At 71.7% G+C, this 14,489-nt stretch carries 10 protein-coding genes and 1 pseudogene; 6 read left to right on the top strand and 5 right to left on the bottom strand.

What is annotated here, in order from left to right:
* The first annotated feature begins 6 nt into the window (after positions 1–6).
* Together recD2 and ACZ7G3_RS06450 are read left to right on the top strand one after the other, a co-directional pair.
* On the top strand, positions 7–2,259 hold the full coding sequence (gene recD2, locus ACZ7G3_RS06455; RefSeq protein WP_470923604.1) for an SF1B family DNA helicase RecD2: 2,253 nt from the start codon (positions 7–9) through the stop codon (positions 2,257–2,259).
* 244 nt (positions 2,260–2,503) lie between these two features.
* A complete protein-coding gene (locus tag ACZ7G3_RS06450; protein WP_426517026.1) occupies positions 2,504–3,793 on the top strand; it encodes a citrate synthase in 1,290 nt (429 codons plus the stop codon).
* A gap of 671 nt (positions 3,794–4,464) precedes the next feature.
* Here the strand turns inward: ACZ7G3_RS06450 and ACZ7G3_RS06445 are convergent.
* Both ACZ7G3_RS06445 and ACZ7G3_RS06440 read right to left on the bottom strand, forming a co-directional pair.
* Positions 4,465–6,825, bottom strand: a complete 2,361-nt coding sequence (locus tag ACZ7G3_RS06445; protein WP_470923602.1) for a heavy metal translocating P-type ATPase — start codon at positions 6,823–6,825, stop codon at positions 4,465–4,467.
* Positions 6,826–6,961: 136 nt separating this feature from the next.
* On the bottom strand, positions 6,962–7,201 hold the full coding sequence (locus ACZ7G3_RS06440) for a heavy-metal-associated domain-containing protein (RefSeq protein WP_426602797.1): 240 nt from the start codon (positions 7,199–7,201) through the stop codon (positions 6,962–6,964).
* Positions 7,202–7,380: 179 nt separating this feature from the next.
* On the opposite strand from ACZ7G3_RS06440, the gene ACZ7G3_RS06435 reads away from it, so the two are divergent.
* Positions 7,381–8,418, top strand: a complete 1,038-nt coding sequence (locus ACZ7G3_RS06435; protein ID WP_470923599.1) for a zinc-dependent alcohol dehydrogenase family protein — start codon at positions 7,381–7,383, stop codon at positions 8,416–8,418.
* On the opposite strand, the gene ACZ7G3_RS06430 is transcribed toward ACZ7G3_RS06435, so the two are convergent.
* Together ACZ7G3_RS06430 and ACZ7G3_RS06425 are read right to left on the bottom strand one after the other, a co-directional pair.
* On the bottom strand, positions 8,405–9,028 hold the full coding sequence (locus ACZ7G3_RS06430; RefSeq protein WP_470923597.1) for a GNAT family N-acetyltransferase: 624 nt from the start codon (positions 9,026–9,028) through the stop codon (positions 8,405–8,407). The genes ACZ7G3_RS06435 and ACZ7G3_RS06430 overlap by 14 nt on opposite strands.
* A 106-nt stretch (positions 9,029–9,134) precedes the next feature.
* Complete coding sequence (locus ACZ7G3_RS06425; RefSeq protein WP_426602791.1) at positions 9,135–9,326, bottom strand: helix-turn-helix transcriptional regulator; 192 nt, start codon at positions 9,324–9,326, stop codon at positions 9,135–9,137.
* Positions 9,327–9,804: 478 nt separating this feature from the next.
* On the opposite strand from ACZ7G3_RS06425, the pseudogene ACZ7G3_RS06420 reads away from it, so the two are divergent.
* Positions 9,805–9,907, top strand: a pseudogene (locus ACZ7G3_RS06420) (5-deoxy-glucuronate isomerase); the annotation flags it as partial.
* 355 nt (positions 9,908–10,262) lie between these two features.
* A complete protein-coding gene (mmsA, locus tag ACZ7G3_RS06415; RefSeq protein WP_470923595.1) occupies positions 10,263–11,765 on the top strand; it encodes a CoA-acylating methylmalonate-semialdehyde dehydrogenase in 1,503 nt (500 codons plus the stop codon).
* 55 nt (positions 11,766–11,820) lie between these two features.
* On the opposite strand, the gene ACZ7G3_RS06410 is transcribed toward mmsA, so the two are convergent.
* Complete coding sequence (locus ACZ7G3_RS06410) at positions 11,821–12,693, bottom strand: SCO4651 family lipoprotein (protein ID WP_470923593.1); 873 nt, start codon at positions 12,691–12,693, stop codon at positions 11,821–11,823.
* A gap of 345 nt (positions 12,694–13,038) precedes the next feature.
* Here ACZ7G3_RS06410 and ACZ7G3_RS06405 point away from each other — a divergent pair, with 345 nt between their 5' ends.
* Positions 13,039–14,463, top strand: coding sequence for an APC family permease (locus tag ACZ7G3_RS06405; protein ID WP_426602785.1), 1,425 nt, complete (start codon positions 13,039–13,041; stop codon positions 14,461–14,463).
* The last annotated feature ends 26 nt before the right edge of the window (positions 14,464–14,489 follow it).

The raw sequence follows: 14,489 nt of genomic DNA, 5'->3' as shown, positions 1-14,489 counted from the left end.
CGGACCATGCCCAACCAGTCCGACGCCGCCCCCGGCGAACGCCGCCTCGCCACCCTCGAAGGCGTCCTGGAGCGCATCACGTACGCCAACGAGGAGAACGGCTACACGGTCGCCCGCGTCGACACCGGCAGAGGCGCCGGCGACCTGCTCACCGTCGTCGGCGCGCTGCTCGGCGCGCAGGCCGGCGAGTCCCTGCGCATGGAGGGCCGCTGGGGGTCCCACCCCCAGTACGGCAAGCAGTTCCACGTCGAGAACTACACGACCGTGCTCCCGGCCACGGTCCAGGGCATCCGGCGCTACCTCGGCTCCGGCCTGGTCAAGGGCATCGGGCCGGTCTTCGCCGACCGCATCACACAGCACTTCGGCGTGGACACGCTCCAGATCATCGAGGAGGAGCCGAAGCGGCTCATCGAGGTGCCCGGCCTCGGCCCCAAGCGGACCAAGAAGATCGCCGACGCGTGGGAGGAGCAGAAAGCGATCAAGGAGGTCATGCTCTTCCTCCAGACCGTCGAGGTGTCGACGTCGATCGCGGTGCGGATCTACAAGAAGTACGGCGACGCGTCGATCTCCGTCGTCAAGAACCAGCCCTACCGCCTCGCCGCCGACGTGTGGGGCATCGGCTTCCTCACCGCCGACAAGATCGCCCAGTCGGTCGGGATCCCGCACGACAGCCCGGACCGGGTGAAGGCGGGGCTGCAGTACGCCCTGTCACAGGCCACCGACCAGGGGCACTGCTACCTCCCCGAGGAGAAGCTGATCGCCGACGCGGTGAAGCTGCTCCAGGTGGACACCGGGCTCGTCATCGAGTGCCTCGCCGAGCTGGCCGCCGAGCCCGAGGAGGGCGAGGACCCCGGCGTCGTACGCGAGAAGGTCCCCGACCCGCAGGGCGGCGACCCCGTCACCGCCGTCTACCTCGTCCCCTTCCACCGCGCCGAGCTGGCCCTCTCCGCCCAGCTGCTGCGCCTCCTGCGCACCGGCGAGGACCGGATGCCGGGGTTCGGGGACGTGGCCTGGGACAAGGCCCTCGGGTGGCTGAAGGGCCGTACCGGCGCCGACCTCGCCCCCGAGCAGGAGGCCGCCGTCAAGCTCGCCCTCACCGAGAAGGTCGCCGTCCTCACCGGCGGGCCGGGCTGCGGCAAGTCCTTCACCGTCCGGTCCATCGTCGAGCTGGCCCGCGCGAAGAAGGCGAAGGTGGTGCTCGCCGCGCCGACCGGGCGGGCCGCCAAGCGCCTCGCGGAGCTGACCGGCGCCGAGGCCTCCACCGTGCACCGCCTGCTGGAGCTCAAGCCCGGCGGTGACGCCGCCTACGACCGGGACCGGCCGCTCGACGCCGACCTCGTCGTCGTCGACGAAGCCTCCATGCTCGACCTCCTCCTCGCCAACAAGCTGGTCAAGGCCGTGGCCCCCGGCGCGCACCTGCTCTTCGTCGGGGACGTCGACCAACTGCCCAGCGTCGGCGCCGGGGAGGTGCTGCGGGACCTGCTCGCCGACGGCAGCCCCGTCCCCGCCGTCCGCCTCACCCGTGTCTTCCGGCAGGCCCAGCAGTCGGGCGTCGTGACGAACGCGCACCGGATCAACGCCGGACAGCACCCGCTCACCGACGGCATGAAGGACTTCTTCCTCTTCGTCGAGGACGAGACGGAGGAAGCGGGACGGCTCACCGTCGACGTCGCCGCGCGGCGCATCCCCGCCAAGTTCGGGCTGGACCCGCGCCGGGACGTGCAGGTCCTCGCCCCCATGCACCGCGGGCCCGCCGGCGCCGGCACGCTGAACGGGCTCCTCCAGCAGGCCGTCACCCCGGGGCGCCCGGACGTGCCGGAGAAGCGGTTCGGCGGCCGGGTCTTCCGCGTCGGCGACAAGGTCACCCAGATCCGCAACAATTACGAGAAGGGCGAGAACGGCGTCTTCAACGGCACCGTGGGCGTCGTCACCTCGCTCGACCCGGTGGAGCAGCGCCTCACCGTGCTGACGGACGAGGACGAGGAGGTCCCGTACGAGTTCGACGAACTGGACGAGCTGGCCCACGCCTACGCGGTGACCATCCACCGTTCCCAGGGCAGCGAGTACCCGGCGGTGGTGATCCCCGTGACGACCGGCGCCTGGATGATGCTCCAGCGGAACCTGCTGTACACGGCGGTCACCCGGGCCAAGAAGCTGGTCGTGCTCGTCGGCTCCCGCAGGGCGATCGGGCAGGCGGTGCGCACGGTGTCGGCGGGCAGGCGCTGCACGGCGCTCGACTTCCGGCTGGCGGGCTCCTGACCCGGAGACCTTCCGGTGAAACCTCTCGACCTGTGTGAAAAAAATGATCGATCAAACGAGTCGCAAAGGTCACAGAGCTCTTCCGGAAGGGGAGGAGAGGGGGCAGGATGAGCAAGTTGGCGGCACTGAGTGCCGTCGATAGGCCCGATGGGCGACCCCGAGTGCACTCTCCTGAGCCAAGTGGGGGATGGTAGAGACAGTCAGGGCACCTCGAAGATGAGGCACTACGTCGGTGAGGGAAGACGTGAGCGACAACTCAGTAGTACTGCGGTACGGCGACGGCGAGTACACCTACCCGGTGATCGACAGCACCGTCGGCGACAAGGGCTTCGACATCGGGAAGCTCCGCGCCCAGACCGGTCTGGTGACGCTGGACAGTGGGTACGGCAACACCGCCGCCTACAAATCCGCGATCACGTATCTGGACGGCGAGGCGGGCATCCTCCGGTACCGCGGCTACCCGATCGAGCAGCTGGCGGAGCGCTCCTCCTTCGTGGAGGTCGCCTACCTGCTGATCAACGGCGAGCTGCCGACCGTCGACGAGCTCAGCGCGTTCAAGAACGAGATCACGCAGCACACCCTGCTGCACGAGGACGTCAAGAACTTCTACAAGGGCTTCCCGCGCGACGCCCACCCGATGGCCATGCTGTCGTCGGTCGTCTCGGCGCTGTCGACGTTCTACCAGGACAGCCACAACCCGTTCGACGAGCGTCAGCGCAACCTCTCCACGATCCGGCTGCTCGCGAAGCTTCCGACGATCGCGGCCTACGCGTACAAGAAGTCGATCGGCCACCCGTTCGTCTACCCGCGCAACGACCTCGGCTACGTCGAGAACTTCCTGCGCATGACGTTCTCGGTGCCGGCGCAGGAGTACGAGCTCGACCCGACGGTCGTCGCCGCGCTCGACAAGCTGCTGATCCTGCACGCGGACCACGAGCAGAACTGCTCGACCTCCACGGTCCGCCTGGTCGGCTCCTCGCAGGCGAACATGTTCGCCTCGATCTCCGCCGGCATCAACGCGCTCTGGGGCCCGCTGCACGGCGGCGCCAACCAGTCGGTGCTGGAGATGCTGGAGGGCATCCGCGACGCCGGCGGTGACGTCGACTCCTTCATCCGCAAGGTGAAGAACAAGGAGGACGGCGTCCGCCTGATGGGCTTCGGCCACCGGGTCTACAAGAACTTCGACCCGCGCGCCAAGATCATCAAGGCTGCCGCGCACGACGTGCTCTCCGCCCTCGGCAAGTCCGACGAGCTTCTGGACATCGCCCTGAAGCTGGAGGAGCACGCGCTCTCCGACGACTACTTCGTCTCGCGCAGCCTCTACCCGAACGTCGACTTCTACACCGGCCTGATCTACCGGGCCATGGGCTTCCCGACCGAAATGTTCACGGTCCTGTTCGCCCTCGGCCGGCTGCCGGGCTGGATCGCCCAGTGGCACGAGATGATCAAGGAGCCGGGTTCCCGCATCGGCCGCCCGCGCCAGATCTACACGGGCGTCGTCGAGCGCGACTTCGTCCCCGTCGAGGAGCGCTGAGCCGCCAGGCACCCCCGCAGCGCGTCCGAGGAGTCCCGTGCCGCCCGAGCGGTACGGGACTTTTCCGTGTCCGGACCCGGATGTGTGCATGACGCCCGAGGACAGCGGCCCGAGGACAGCGGCCCGCGGCCCGCAGAAGGCGGACAGCAGAAGGCGGACAGCAGAAGGCGCCCTGGCGCCGGTCCCCCCACGGGCCGACGAACCAGGGCGCCTTCCCATGTCCCGGTACGGATTCCCCCCACGGGATCCGGCCGGGCGTCTGTGAGGACAGCGCCTGAATCGCTGTACTGAGCACAACGAGCAAAACCCGCCGTGCCTGTGGTGCGGTCTGCCGGGACAGCGCACGCCCGGGAGGGCCGCTCAAAGCTTCCCGGTGTACGTGTCCCGGCAACGCAGCTCTGGGAAAGTCCCCCAAGACATCCCCAGATGCCAGGTGGCGCCCCCCAAGACGCTGCCTGACATCGCCAACTTAGACCTTCGAACCCCTTCGATGGTTACGTTCGCATCACTGTGATCTGCGTCTCTTGCATATGTCCGGTAGATGCGCAAGAGCACCCATACGCCGGACGGGGCCCAAGCGTAAGGAAGATGCGCGAGCCTTGTGAAGAGCTTATGTGAGGCGGGTGCCGGACTCCAGAGGCACTCCCCCTCGACCTGCGTGAAACGCGCATTCAGCGAAAGGCCCGCAGCCGGAGGCTGTTGGTGACCACGAACACCGAGGAGAAGGCCATCGCCGCCCCCGCGATCATCGGGTTCAGCATCCCCGCGGCGGCCAGTGGCAGCGCGGCCACGTTGTAGCCGAAGGCCCACACGAGGTTGCCCTTGATCGTGGAGAGCGTGCGCCGGGAGAGGCGGATCGCGTCCGCCGCCACCCGCAGGTCGCCGCGGACCAGCGTCAGGTCGCCCGCCTCGATCGCCGCGTCCGTCCCCGTGCCCATCGCCAGACCCAGATCGGCGGTGGCGAGCGCCGCGGCGTCGTTGACGCCGTCCCCGACCATGGCGACCGTACGGCCCTCGGCCCGCAGCCGCTCCACCACGGCGACCTTGTCCTCGGGCAGCACCTCGGCGATCACCTCGTCGATGCCGACCGCCGCGGCGACCGACTCGGCGACGCGCCGGTTGTCGCCGGTCAGCAGCACGGGGGTGAGGCCCAGCCGGCGCAGCTCGGCCACCGCGTCCGCGCTGGTCCCCTTGACCGCGTCCGCCACGGCGACGACCCCGCGCGCCGCACCGTCCCACCCGACGACGACGGCCGTACGCCCGTCCCTCTCGGCCTTGTCCCTGGCGCGGGACACCTCGGGCGGCAGGGCGTCGTAGAGGCGCCCCACGGCCACCTCACGGCCCTCCACGCGGCCGCGTACGCCGCGCCCGGGGACGTTCTCGAAGGCCTCGACGGCGGGCAGCGGCCCGACCCGCTCCCCGGCGCCTGCCGCGACCGCGCGGGCCACCGGGTGTTCGGAGGCGTGCTCGACGGCGCCCGCGAGCCGCAGCAGCTCCTCCTCGTCGGTGCCCTCGGCGGCGTACACCTCGTGCAGGGTCATGCGGCCGGTGGTGACCGTGCCGGTCTTGTCCAGGACGACCGTGTCGACGCGCCGCGTGGACTCCAGCACCTCGGGGCCCTTGATGAGGATGCCGAGCTGTGCGCCGCGGCCCGTGCCGACCATCAGCGCGGTCGGCGTGGCCAGACCCAGGGCGCACGGACAGGCGATGATCAGTACGGCGACGGCGGCGGTGAACGCGGCGACCGTGTCACCGGTGGCGCCCAGCCACCCCCCGAACGTGGCGGCCGCGATCAGCAGCACCACGGGTACGAAGATCCCGGAGATCCGGTCCGCGAGCCGCTGCACCTCGGCCTTGCCGCTCTGCGCGTCCTCGACCAGCCTGGCCATGCGTGCCAGCTGCGTGTCGGCGCCGACCCGGGTGGCCTCGACCACCAGCCGGCCGCCGGCGTTGACCGTGGCGCCGGTGACGGTGTCGCCGACGCCCACGTCCACCGGCACCGACTCGCCGGTCAGCATCGAGGCGTCCACGGCCGAGGCGCCCTCGGTGACCGTCCCGTCGGTGGCGATCTTCTCGCCCGGCCGTACGGCGAACCGGTCGCCGACCGCCAGCCGGGCCACCGGAATCCGCACCTCGCGGCCGTCCCGCAGCACGGCGACGTCCTTCGCGCCCAGCTCCATCAGCGCCCGCAGCGCGGCTCCGGCGCGGCGCTTGGAGCGGGCCTCCAGCCAGCGGCCGAGGAGGAGGAAGGCGGTCACTCCGGCGGCGGCCTCCAGGTAGATCGCGGAGGCGCCGTCCGTGCGGGAGACGGTGAGGTCGAAGCCGTGCCGCATGCCCGGCATGCCCGCGTCCCCGAAGAACAGCGCCCACAGCGACCAGCCGAACGCCGCGAGGGTGCCGAGCGAGACCAGGGTGTCCATGGTGGCCGCGCCGTGCCGGACGTTCGTCCAGGCGGCGCGGTGGAAGGGCAGGCCGCCCCAGACCACGACGGGCGCGGCCAGGGTGAGCGAGAGCCACTGCCAGTTGTCGAACTGGAGCGCCGGGACCATCGCGAGCAGCACGACGGGCGCGGCGAGGAGGACGGAGACGACGAGGCGGCGGCGGAGGGCGGACAGCTCGGGGTGGTCGTCCGCGGCCTCTGCCGGCGCCTCTTCCGGGGCCTCTTCCGGGGGCGTGGTCTCGTCGGCGGGCTCCGGCGGCGGCGCGGGCTGCTCGGCCGTGTATCCGGTCCTGACGACCGTGGCGATCAGGTCGGCGACCCCGGTGGTCACCGGGTGGGTGATCCGGGCCTTCTCCGTCGCGTAGTTCACCGTGGCGGTGACGCCGTCCATGCGGTTGAGCTTCTTCTCGACGCGGGCCGCGCAGGAGGCGCAGGTCATCCCGCCGATGAGCAGCTCGACCTCGGCGAGGTCCGGCCCGGCGGCCGGGCCGGCCGCGGGTGACGCCGAGGCGGCGCTGGACGCGGCAGTGGGCGGGGTGGGGCTGGACGCGGCGGTGGGTGCGGTGGGGCGGGACGCGGTGGGGCTGGTCATGGTCCGGACTCCAGACGGGCCGGCCGGGCCGCGGGTGGCCCGGCCGGAGGGGCTGTGGATGCGGCGGGGGCGGTTGCGGCCGGGGCGGTCCGCTGCGGTCCGTTGTGGCCTCTGTGGCCGCTGTGGCCGCTGTGGCTCAGACCCTGCCGACGAGCTCGAAGCCCGCCTCGTCCACGGCCGCGCGCACGGCCGCCTCGTCGAGGGGTGCCTCGGAGACGACGGTGACCTCGCCGGTCGAGGCGACGGCCCGCACCGAGCCGACGCCCGCGATCTCGGAGATCTCGCCGGACACGGCGCCCTCGCAGTGTCCGCAGCTCATTCCGCTCACCTTGTAGACGGTGGTGACGGAGCCCTGGGTGTCGGTCTGGGCGGTCATGTCATTACTCCTCGTCAGGGGGGCGTACTGGAGCGCACTCGGGGCGTACAGCCGTGCGCCCGTGGTCCAGCGTGGACCACTCACCATCCACTGTACCCCTAGGGGGTATGGCTTCGGACGGCCTGCCGTGAGATGGGGGACGGGAAGCGGGAACACCGGTACGGAAGTGAGGGCGGCGGATGCGCGCGGTCGTGTTCGAGAGGTTCGGAGAGTCGGCCGAGGTGCGGGAGGTGGCCGACCCGGCGCCCGCGCCGCACGGGGTCGTGGTCCGCGTTGAGGCCACCGGGCTGTGCCGCAGCGACTGGCACGGCTGGCAGGGGCACGACCCGGACATCACGCTGCCGCACGTACCCGGTCACGAACTCGCCGGTGTCGTGGAGGCGGTCGGCGACCGGGTGGCCGGGTGGCGGCCCGGCGACCGGGTGACCGTGCCCTTCGTCTGCGCCTGCGGGAGCTGCGGGGCGTGTGCGGCGGGCGACCAGCAGGTGTGCGAACGGCAGACCCAGCCCGGCTTCACCCACTGGGGCTCCTTCGCCGAGTACGTGGCCCTCGACCACGCCGACGTCAACCTCGTCGCCGTCCCCGAGGACATGTCGTACGCGACGGCCGCCTCGCTCGGCTGCCGGTTCGCCACCGCGTTCCGGGCCGTGGTGCAGCAGGGAAGGGTCGCGGCGGGGGAGTGGGTCGCGGTGCACGGCTGCGGCGGGGTCGGCCTGTCGGCGGTGATGATCGCGGCGGCCTCGGGCGCGCGGGTCCTCGCCGTGGACGTGTCGCCCCGGGCGCTGGAGCTGGCACGTACGTTCGGCGCGTCGGAGTGTGTGGACGCGTCCGCGACGCCGGACACGGCCGCGGCGGTCCGCGACCTGACCGGCGGCGGCGCCCACCTCTCCCTCGACGCCCTCGGCTCGCCCGTCACCTGCGCCGCGTCCGTGAACGGCCTGCGCCGCCGCGGCCGGCACGTCCAGGTGGGCCTGCTGCCCTCGGCGGACGGCACCACGCCGGTGCCGATGGCCCGCGCCGTCGCCCTGGAGCTGGAACTCCTCGGCAGCCACGGGATGGCCGCGCACACCTATCCGCCGATGCTGGAGCTGGTCCGCACCGGGGCGCTCCGGCCCGACCGGCTGGTGACGTCCACCATCGGGCTGGGCGCGGTCCCGGCCGCCCTGGCCGCGATGGGGACGGCGCCCGGCGCGGGTGTGACGGTCATCGAGCCGTGACGCCGGCCTCGGGACGCCCGCGGTCGGCCAGGGGGCGCCCGTCGTCGGCCAGGGGGCGCCCGCGGTGGGCGGCCCACTGGTGGTCCAGGACGGCCATCAGCACCTCGTCCGCCCACGCGCCGTCGCGCCACTCCACCTCACGCCGGACGCCCTCCACCACGAACCCCACCTTCTCGTAGGCGTGCAGGGCCCGGTGGTTGTAGCCGTAGGCGTCCAGCTGGATCCGGTGCAGGCCGAGTTCCTCGAAGCCGTAGCCGACGATCAGCCGGGTCGCCTCGGTGCCTGTGCCCCGGCCGCGGCCCCGCGCGCCGAGCAGGATGCGGAAGGTGCAGGAACGGCTCTCGGGCTCCCACTCGTGCAGCACCACCTCGCCGAGGAGTCCGCCGTCGGCGGGATCGGTGACGGCCAGGTCGAGCCGGTCGGGCTGTGCGCTGCGGGAGCCGTACCAGGCGCGCACCAGCTCCGGGGTGAGCTCGTGCCCCGGCGAGCCGGTGAAGCGCTCGACCTCGGGATCGTTGATGATCTCCCACATGCGCTCGGCGTCGGCCTCGGTGAACGGCCGCAGGACGGCCCTGTCGCCGGTCAGGACGGGTTTCACGGAGAAGTCCATGTGCGGCACTGTGCCCCACGCGGACGTGGGGCACAGAACGATTTCCGGTGGTGGCCGGTGGCCGGTGGCTGGTGGCCGATGGCCGATGGTCGGGCGCCCGGCCGTCCTACCGGTTCCGGTTGCGGGGCCGGGACGCCACCCAGGTCCGGATCGTGTCCGCGTACCAGTAGGGCTTCCCGCCCTCCACGTGGTCGGGTGGCGGCAGGAGCCCGTGCTTGCGGTACGACCGCACGGTGTCCGGCTGTACCCGGATGTGGGCCGCGATGTCCTTGTAGGACCAGAGCCTTCGGTCGGTCATGAGCCGCACCTCCCTGTGTGCACCGCGGCGGCGGCCGGGGACGGCCGCCGGGGGAGCCGGACGCTGCGCCGGCGATCACAAGCCTGACCCGGGTGAACGTCGCGGGGTGAGGGGCGGACCGGGCCCGTTCCCGGATGTGACGGAAGGGCCGCGTGCACGTGACATCCGTGACGGAGCGGTCATTTTCGTGACCCAAGTGGCGCAAAGGAATAGGTCGGATGCCGGGCGTGGCGCGTTGACCTCGCCCGGCCGGTATGAACTGGGTCGCGAGGGTGCGCCGCCACCCGGGCCATGTCGCCCATCCTGTCGTCCGAATGTCCGGACAAAACATTGACAGGCCCCACGTACGGGGCTAGAAACCGGGGGAGACGCAACGGCGGGCAGGCGACGACGGGCACGAAGGGGAAGGCGATGGCGCACGACCTGATCACCGCGGGGCGGACGTCCGCCCCCGCCGTCACCGGTACCCCCACGAAACGCCTCCGGCGCGGGAAGGCCGCTTCGCCCTGGCAGGAGCGAGGCGCGAGCGCCGACTCCCCGCTCGCACCGGCTCCGCGCCGGAGGTTCCCTCGTCCCGACGTCCCGACGTCCCGACGTCCCCACGTCCCCACGTCCTCACCTCCCGACGTCCCGACGGGGGCGGGCCGTCCGTACTCGTCCGTGTGTCGGGGTGCGGGCCGTCCGTGCCGGCCCGTGTGCCGGGGTGCGGGCCGTCCGCGCTCGCCCACGGGACGGCGCGTGGGCCGCTCACACTGGCCCACGTGTCTACGCGGACGCGCAAACCGCAGACACAGTGTCGGGCCCGCCCGGAGTGCCCGGCTGGTGGGATGGACCCATGGCCGCGGCCGCGACCCGGACGTCGCCGGTCACGGCCCGTGAGCAGGACCAACGGCACGTCTCGACCCGTCGCCGCCATCTGTGAAGGAGTTCTCGGTCATGACGAACATCGTCAACCACTGGATCGGCGGCAAGACCGCCGACGGCGCCTCGGGCACGTACGGGCCGGTGACGAACCCGGCGACCGGTGAGGTCACCACCAAGGTCGCCTTCGCCTCCGTCGACGAGGTGGACGCCGCGGTCGCCGCCGCCAAGGAGGCGTACCTGACCTGGGGTCAGTCCTCGCTGGCGCAGCGCACCTCGATCCTCTTCAGGTTCCGGGCGCTGCTGGACGCGCACCGCGACGAGATCGCCGAGCTGATCACCGCCGAGCACGGCAAGGTGCACTCCGACGCGCTCGGCGAGGTCGCGCGCGGCCTGGAGATCGTCGACCTGGCCTGCGGCATCACCGTGCAGCTCAAGGGCGAGCTGTCGACCCAGGTCGCCACCCGCGTCGACGTGGCCTCGATCCGGCAGCCGCTCGGCGTGGTCGCCGGCATCACGCCGTTCAACTTCCCGGCGATGGTGCCCATGTGGATGTTCCCCCTCGCCATCGCCTGCGGCAACACCTTCGTGCTCAAGCCGAGCGAGAAGGACCCGTCGGCCTCGATGAGGATCGCCGAGCTGCTCTCCGAGGCGGGTCTGCCGGACGGCGTCTTCAACGTCGTGCACGGCGACAAGGTGGCCGTGGACCGCCTCCTGGAGCATCCGGACGTCAAGGCGGTCTCCTTCGTCGGCTCGACCCCGATCGCCCGCTACATCCACACCACCGCCTCCGCGAACGGCAAGCGCGTCCAGGCCCTCGGCGGTGCCAAGAACCACATGCTGGTACTGCCGGACGCCGACCTCGACGCGGCGGCCGACGCGGCCGTCTCCGCGGCCTACGGCTCGGCCGGCGAGCGCTGCATGGCGATCTCCGCGGTCGTGGCGGTCGGCGCGGTCGGCGACGAGCTGGTCGAGAAGATCCGCGAACGCGCCGAGAAGATCAAGATCGGCCCCGGTGACGACCCGTCCTCCGAGATGGGTCCGCTGATCACCAAGGCGCACCGCGACAAGGTGGCGTCCTACGTCGAGGGCGCGGCGGCCGAGGGCTGCGAGGTCGTCCTGGACGGCACCGGCCACACGGTGGACGGCCACGAGGACGGCCACTGGATCGGCATCTCCCTGCTGGACCGGGTGCCGACCACGGCGAAGGCCTACCAGGACGAGATCTTCGGCCCGGTCCTGTGCGTGCTGCGCGCCGAGACGTACGAGGAGGGCGTGGCGCTCATCAACGCCTCCCCCTTCGGCAACGGCACCGCGATCTTCACCCGGGACGGCGGCGCGGCCCGCCGCTTCCAGCTGGAGGTCGAGGCCGGCATGGTCGGCGTGAACGTGCCGATCCCGGTCCCCGTCGGCTACCACTCCTTCGGCGGCTGGAAGGACTCGCTCTTCGGCGGCCACCACATCTACGGCAACGACGGCACGCACTTCTACACCCGCGGCAAGGTCGTCACCACCCGCTGGCCGGACCCGGCCGACGCCCCGGCCGGCGTGGACCTGGGTTTCCCGCGCAACCACTGAGCCACCCGGTGCCCCCGTCTCCCACGCGGGGGACGGAGGCACCGTCGGCGCGGTCTCAGCCCTGCTGCCTCCCGGCGTCCTTCACGTCCTCCGTGAGGTCACCGGTCTGCCCGGCGGGCGGGGCCACGATCTCCTTCGTGGCGCCGAACTTGTCGAAGTCCATGGTGACCTCCATGCTGCCGAAGTCCTGCTGCAGGCGCACCGGCAGGTCCTTGGCGTCCACCCAGATGTCCATGGTGATCGAGCCGCCGCCGGCGGTCGAGTTCAGGAGGCTGTCGGCGCCGCGGAGGGCCTCCTTGAACCTGCCCAGGTCCCCCTGGTCGAGCACGGCCCGGTAGTGGGTCGTGGGCTTGCCGTTGACGGTCTCCTCGCCGAGGTCCTCGACGTCGCTCGCGTACTTCAGGCCCTTCAGGGAGTCCACCGGGCTGCCTCCGCCGCCCCCGCTCATCGCGGCGGCACCCGACTCGCCGAACACGGCCGACCCGTCGATCCTGATCCATTCCTTGCCCGCGAGCGGGCCGGCGGGCTGGGGGTCGATGTCGTAGTAGTAGGCGCCGTCCACGAACAGTGTGCGCACGGTCGGGGAGTCCGTGAGCTCCTGCATCCGCACGGCCTCGGTGTCCATCTCGACGTCGAGCGCGTAGCCGTCGCCCCAGGAGTACGTGCCGTCCATGGCGATCGGCTCACCGGTGCCCAGGTCGGTCGTCGTCCTGACCTCGGCGGAGCCCAGCTCCTCGGTCCGGTCGGTGGCCCGCGAGAGCGCCGCCATGATCATGTCGGCCTTGCCCGCGGCACTGTCCGCGGCCGTCTCCACGGCCTTGTCGGCGGTCTCGGCCGCCGTCCCGGCGCCGTCCGAACCGCACGCGGTCGCCGCGGCCATCGCCGCGGCCGTCAACCCCACCCAGGCCGCCGTGTACTTCAGCTTCATGAGTCCCCACCCCGTTGCCGTGTTCCTGTGATTCGTCTGTGTCCCGGACTGTACCGGGCCCCACCGACAGTGTGCGGGCGCCGGAAAACGGCACGTTTTTTTACGCCGCTCCCTACGGTTCCCGTACGTCTCAAAGAGGCTCTGCCGGAAGGAACCTGATGCGGTTTCCGGAAGTCGCGCCGAGATCCGTCAACGGATTCCGTAGGTAAACACCCATTGACGCGCCGGTTTTCGTCGGTATTCCATCTGGCGTCGGGAGCGGACGAGAACCACGTACGACCAAGCCGCCGGAGGCGATAGCGCTCCCGCCCGAACCACACCGCACGAGTCGATCGGAACCGCTCCATGACCGACACGCTCCGCCCCGTCGAGACCGCCGCAGCGGCACCCCCGGACCTCCAGGCCCCCGGGGAGACCCGGACGCTCAAGCGTTCCATCGGGGTCGTCGGCGGCACGCTGCTGACGCTCTCGTGCGTGACTCCGGCCTCCACGCTGTTCGTGGTCGTACCCGACCTCTTCGGCTCGCTCGGCACCGCCACCGCCCTGACCATCGCCATCGGCTCCCTGCTCTGTGTCGCCGTGGCGTTCTGCTACTCGGAGCTGGGCACCCTCATCCCCAGCGCGGGCGGCGAGTACGCCATGGTGTCGACGATGGCCGGGCGCCTGGCGGGCTGGCTGGTCTTCGTGCTGTCCCTGCTGGTTGTCATGATCGTGCCGCCGGTGATCGCGATGGGCACGGCCGACTACCTCGAACCGGTCGTGCACCTCGACCCGTCCCTGGCGGGCGCCGGCGTCATGGTGCTCGCCACCCTCGCCGGCCTGCTCGACCTGCGCGCCAACGCCTGGATCACCGGCGTCTTCCTGGTCCTGGAGGTCATCGCCGCGGCCGTCGTCGCGGTGCTGGGCTTCGCCCACGCCGAGCGCGGCCCCGAAAGCCTCGTATCCATGGAGGTGGCCGGCGCGGACGGCGGCGCGGACCCCGTGACGGGCATGCTGGTCGTCTCCGGGCTCGCCATCGCCCTGTTCGTCACCCAGGGCTTCTCCACCGCCGTCTACCTCTCCGAGGAGCTGGAGGACCCGCGCCGCAACGTCGCCCGCACGGTCCTCGCCACCCTCGGCATCTCCGCCGTGATCCTCCTGGTCCCGGTCGTCGCCATCACCCTCGGCGCCTCCGACCTCGCGGAGCTGACCGGCGGCGACCTCGGCGCCATGGTCACCGCCTGGTCCAACTCCGCCGTCGGCACCTTCGTCAGCCTCTGCGTGGCCCTCGCCATCATCAACGCCGGCATCGTCATGGTCATCCAGAACTCGCGCGTCCTGTTCGCCTCCGCCCGCGACAAGGCCTGGCCCGCGCCGGTCAACACCCTCTTCGCCAAGCTCGGCCGGTTCGGCTCCCCCTGGGTCGCCACGCTCGCCGTCGGCGTGCCCGGCGCCGTGATGTGCTTCGTCGACCTGGACACCCTGTACGGCGTCACGGGCGTCTCCGTCACCGGCATGTACCTGCTCGTCGCGGTCGCCGCCCTGCTCGCCCGGCGCGGCTCCCACCGGGACGCGCAGGCGTGGCGGATGCCCCTGTGGCCCGCGATGCCCATCCTGCTGATCGCCGTCCTCGCCTACATCCTGACCCAGCAGGAGACCGTCCACCTGCTGTGGACCGGCGGCATCACCGCCGCCGCCACCCTGTACTGGGCCCTGTACCTGCGCCCGCGCCGCGACACGCGCTGGCTGGTGACCGTCCCGGAGGACGCCCGGGAGCCCGCCGGGGCGTGAGCGTCCCCGGCCGCGAACCTCCCTGC

It is taken from the genome of Streptomyces sp. NPDC037271 (genome assembly GCF_055603605.1).
The sequence above is the reverse complement of the archived record's forward strand: the minus strand, read 5'-3'. Positions and strand labels throughout refer to the sequence as shown.

Coding starts and splice junctions, on each gene's coding strand:
- recD2 (WP_470923604.1), top strand. CDS start 7: ATGCCCAACCAGTCCGACGCCGCCCCCGGCGAACGCCGCCTCGCCACC.
- ACZ7G3_RS06445 (WP_470923602.1), bottom strand. CDS start 6,825: ATGACCAGCCCCACCGCGTCCCGCCCCACCGCACCCACCGCCGCGTCC.
- ACZ7G3_RS06440 (WP_426602797.1), bottom strand. CDS start 7,201: ATGACCGCCCAGACCGACACCCAGGGCTCCGTCACCACCGTCTACAAG.
- ACZ7G3_RS06435 (WP_470923599.1), top strand. CDS start 7,381: ATGCGCGCGGTCGTGTTCGAGAGGTTCGGAGAGTCGGCCGAGGTGCGG.
- ACZ7G3_RS06430 (WP_470923597.1), bottom strand. CDS start 9,028: ATGGACTTCTCCGTGAAACCCGTCCTGACCGGCGACAGGGCCGTCCTG.
- ACZ7G3_RS06425 (WP_426602791.1), bottom strand. CDS start 9,326: ATGACCGACCGAAGGCTCTGGTCCTACAAGGACATCGCGGCCCACATC.
- mmsA (WP_470923595.1), top strand. CDS start 10,263: ATGACGAACATCGTCAACCACTGGATCGGCGGCAAGACCGCCGACGGC.
- ACZ7G3_RS06410 (WP_470923593.1), bottom strand. CDS start 12,693: ATGAAGCTGAAGTACACGGCGGCCTGGGTGGGGTTGACGGCCGCGGCG.
- ACZ7G3_RS06405 (WP_426602785.1), top strand. CDS start 13,039: ATGACCGACACGCTCCGCCCCGTCGAGACCGCCGCAGCGGCACCCCCG.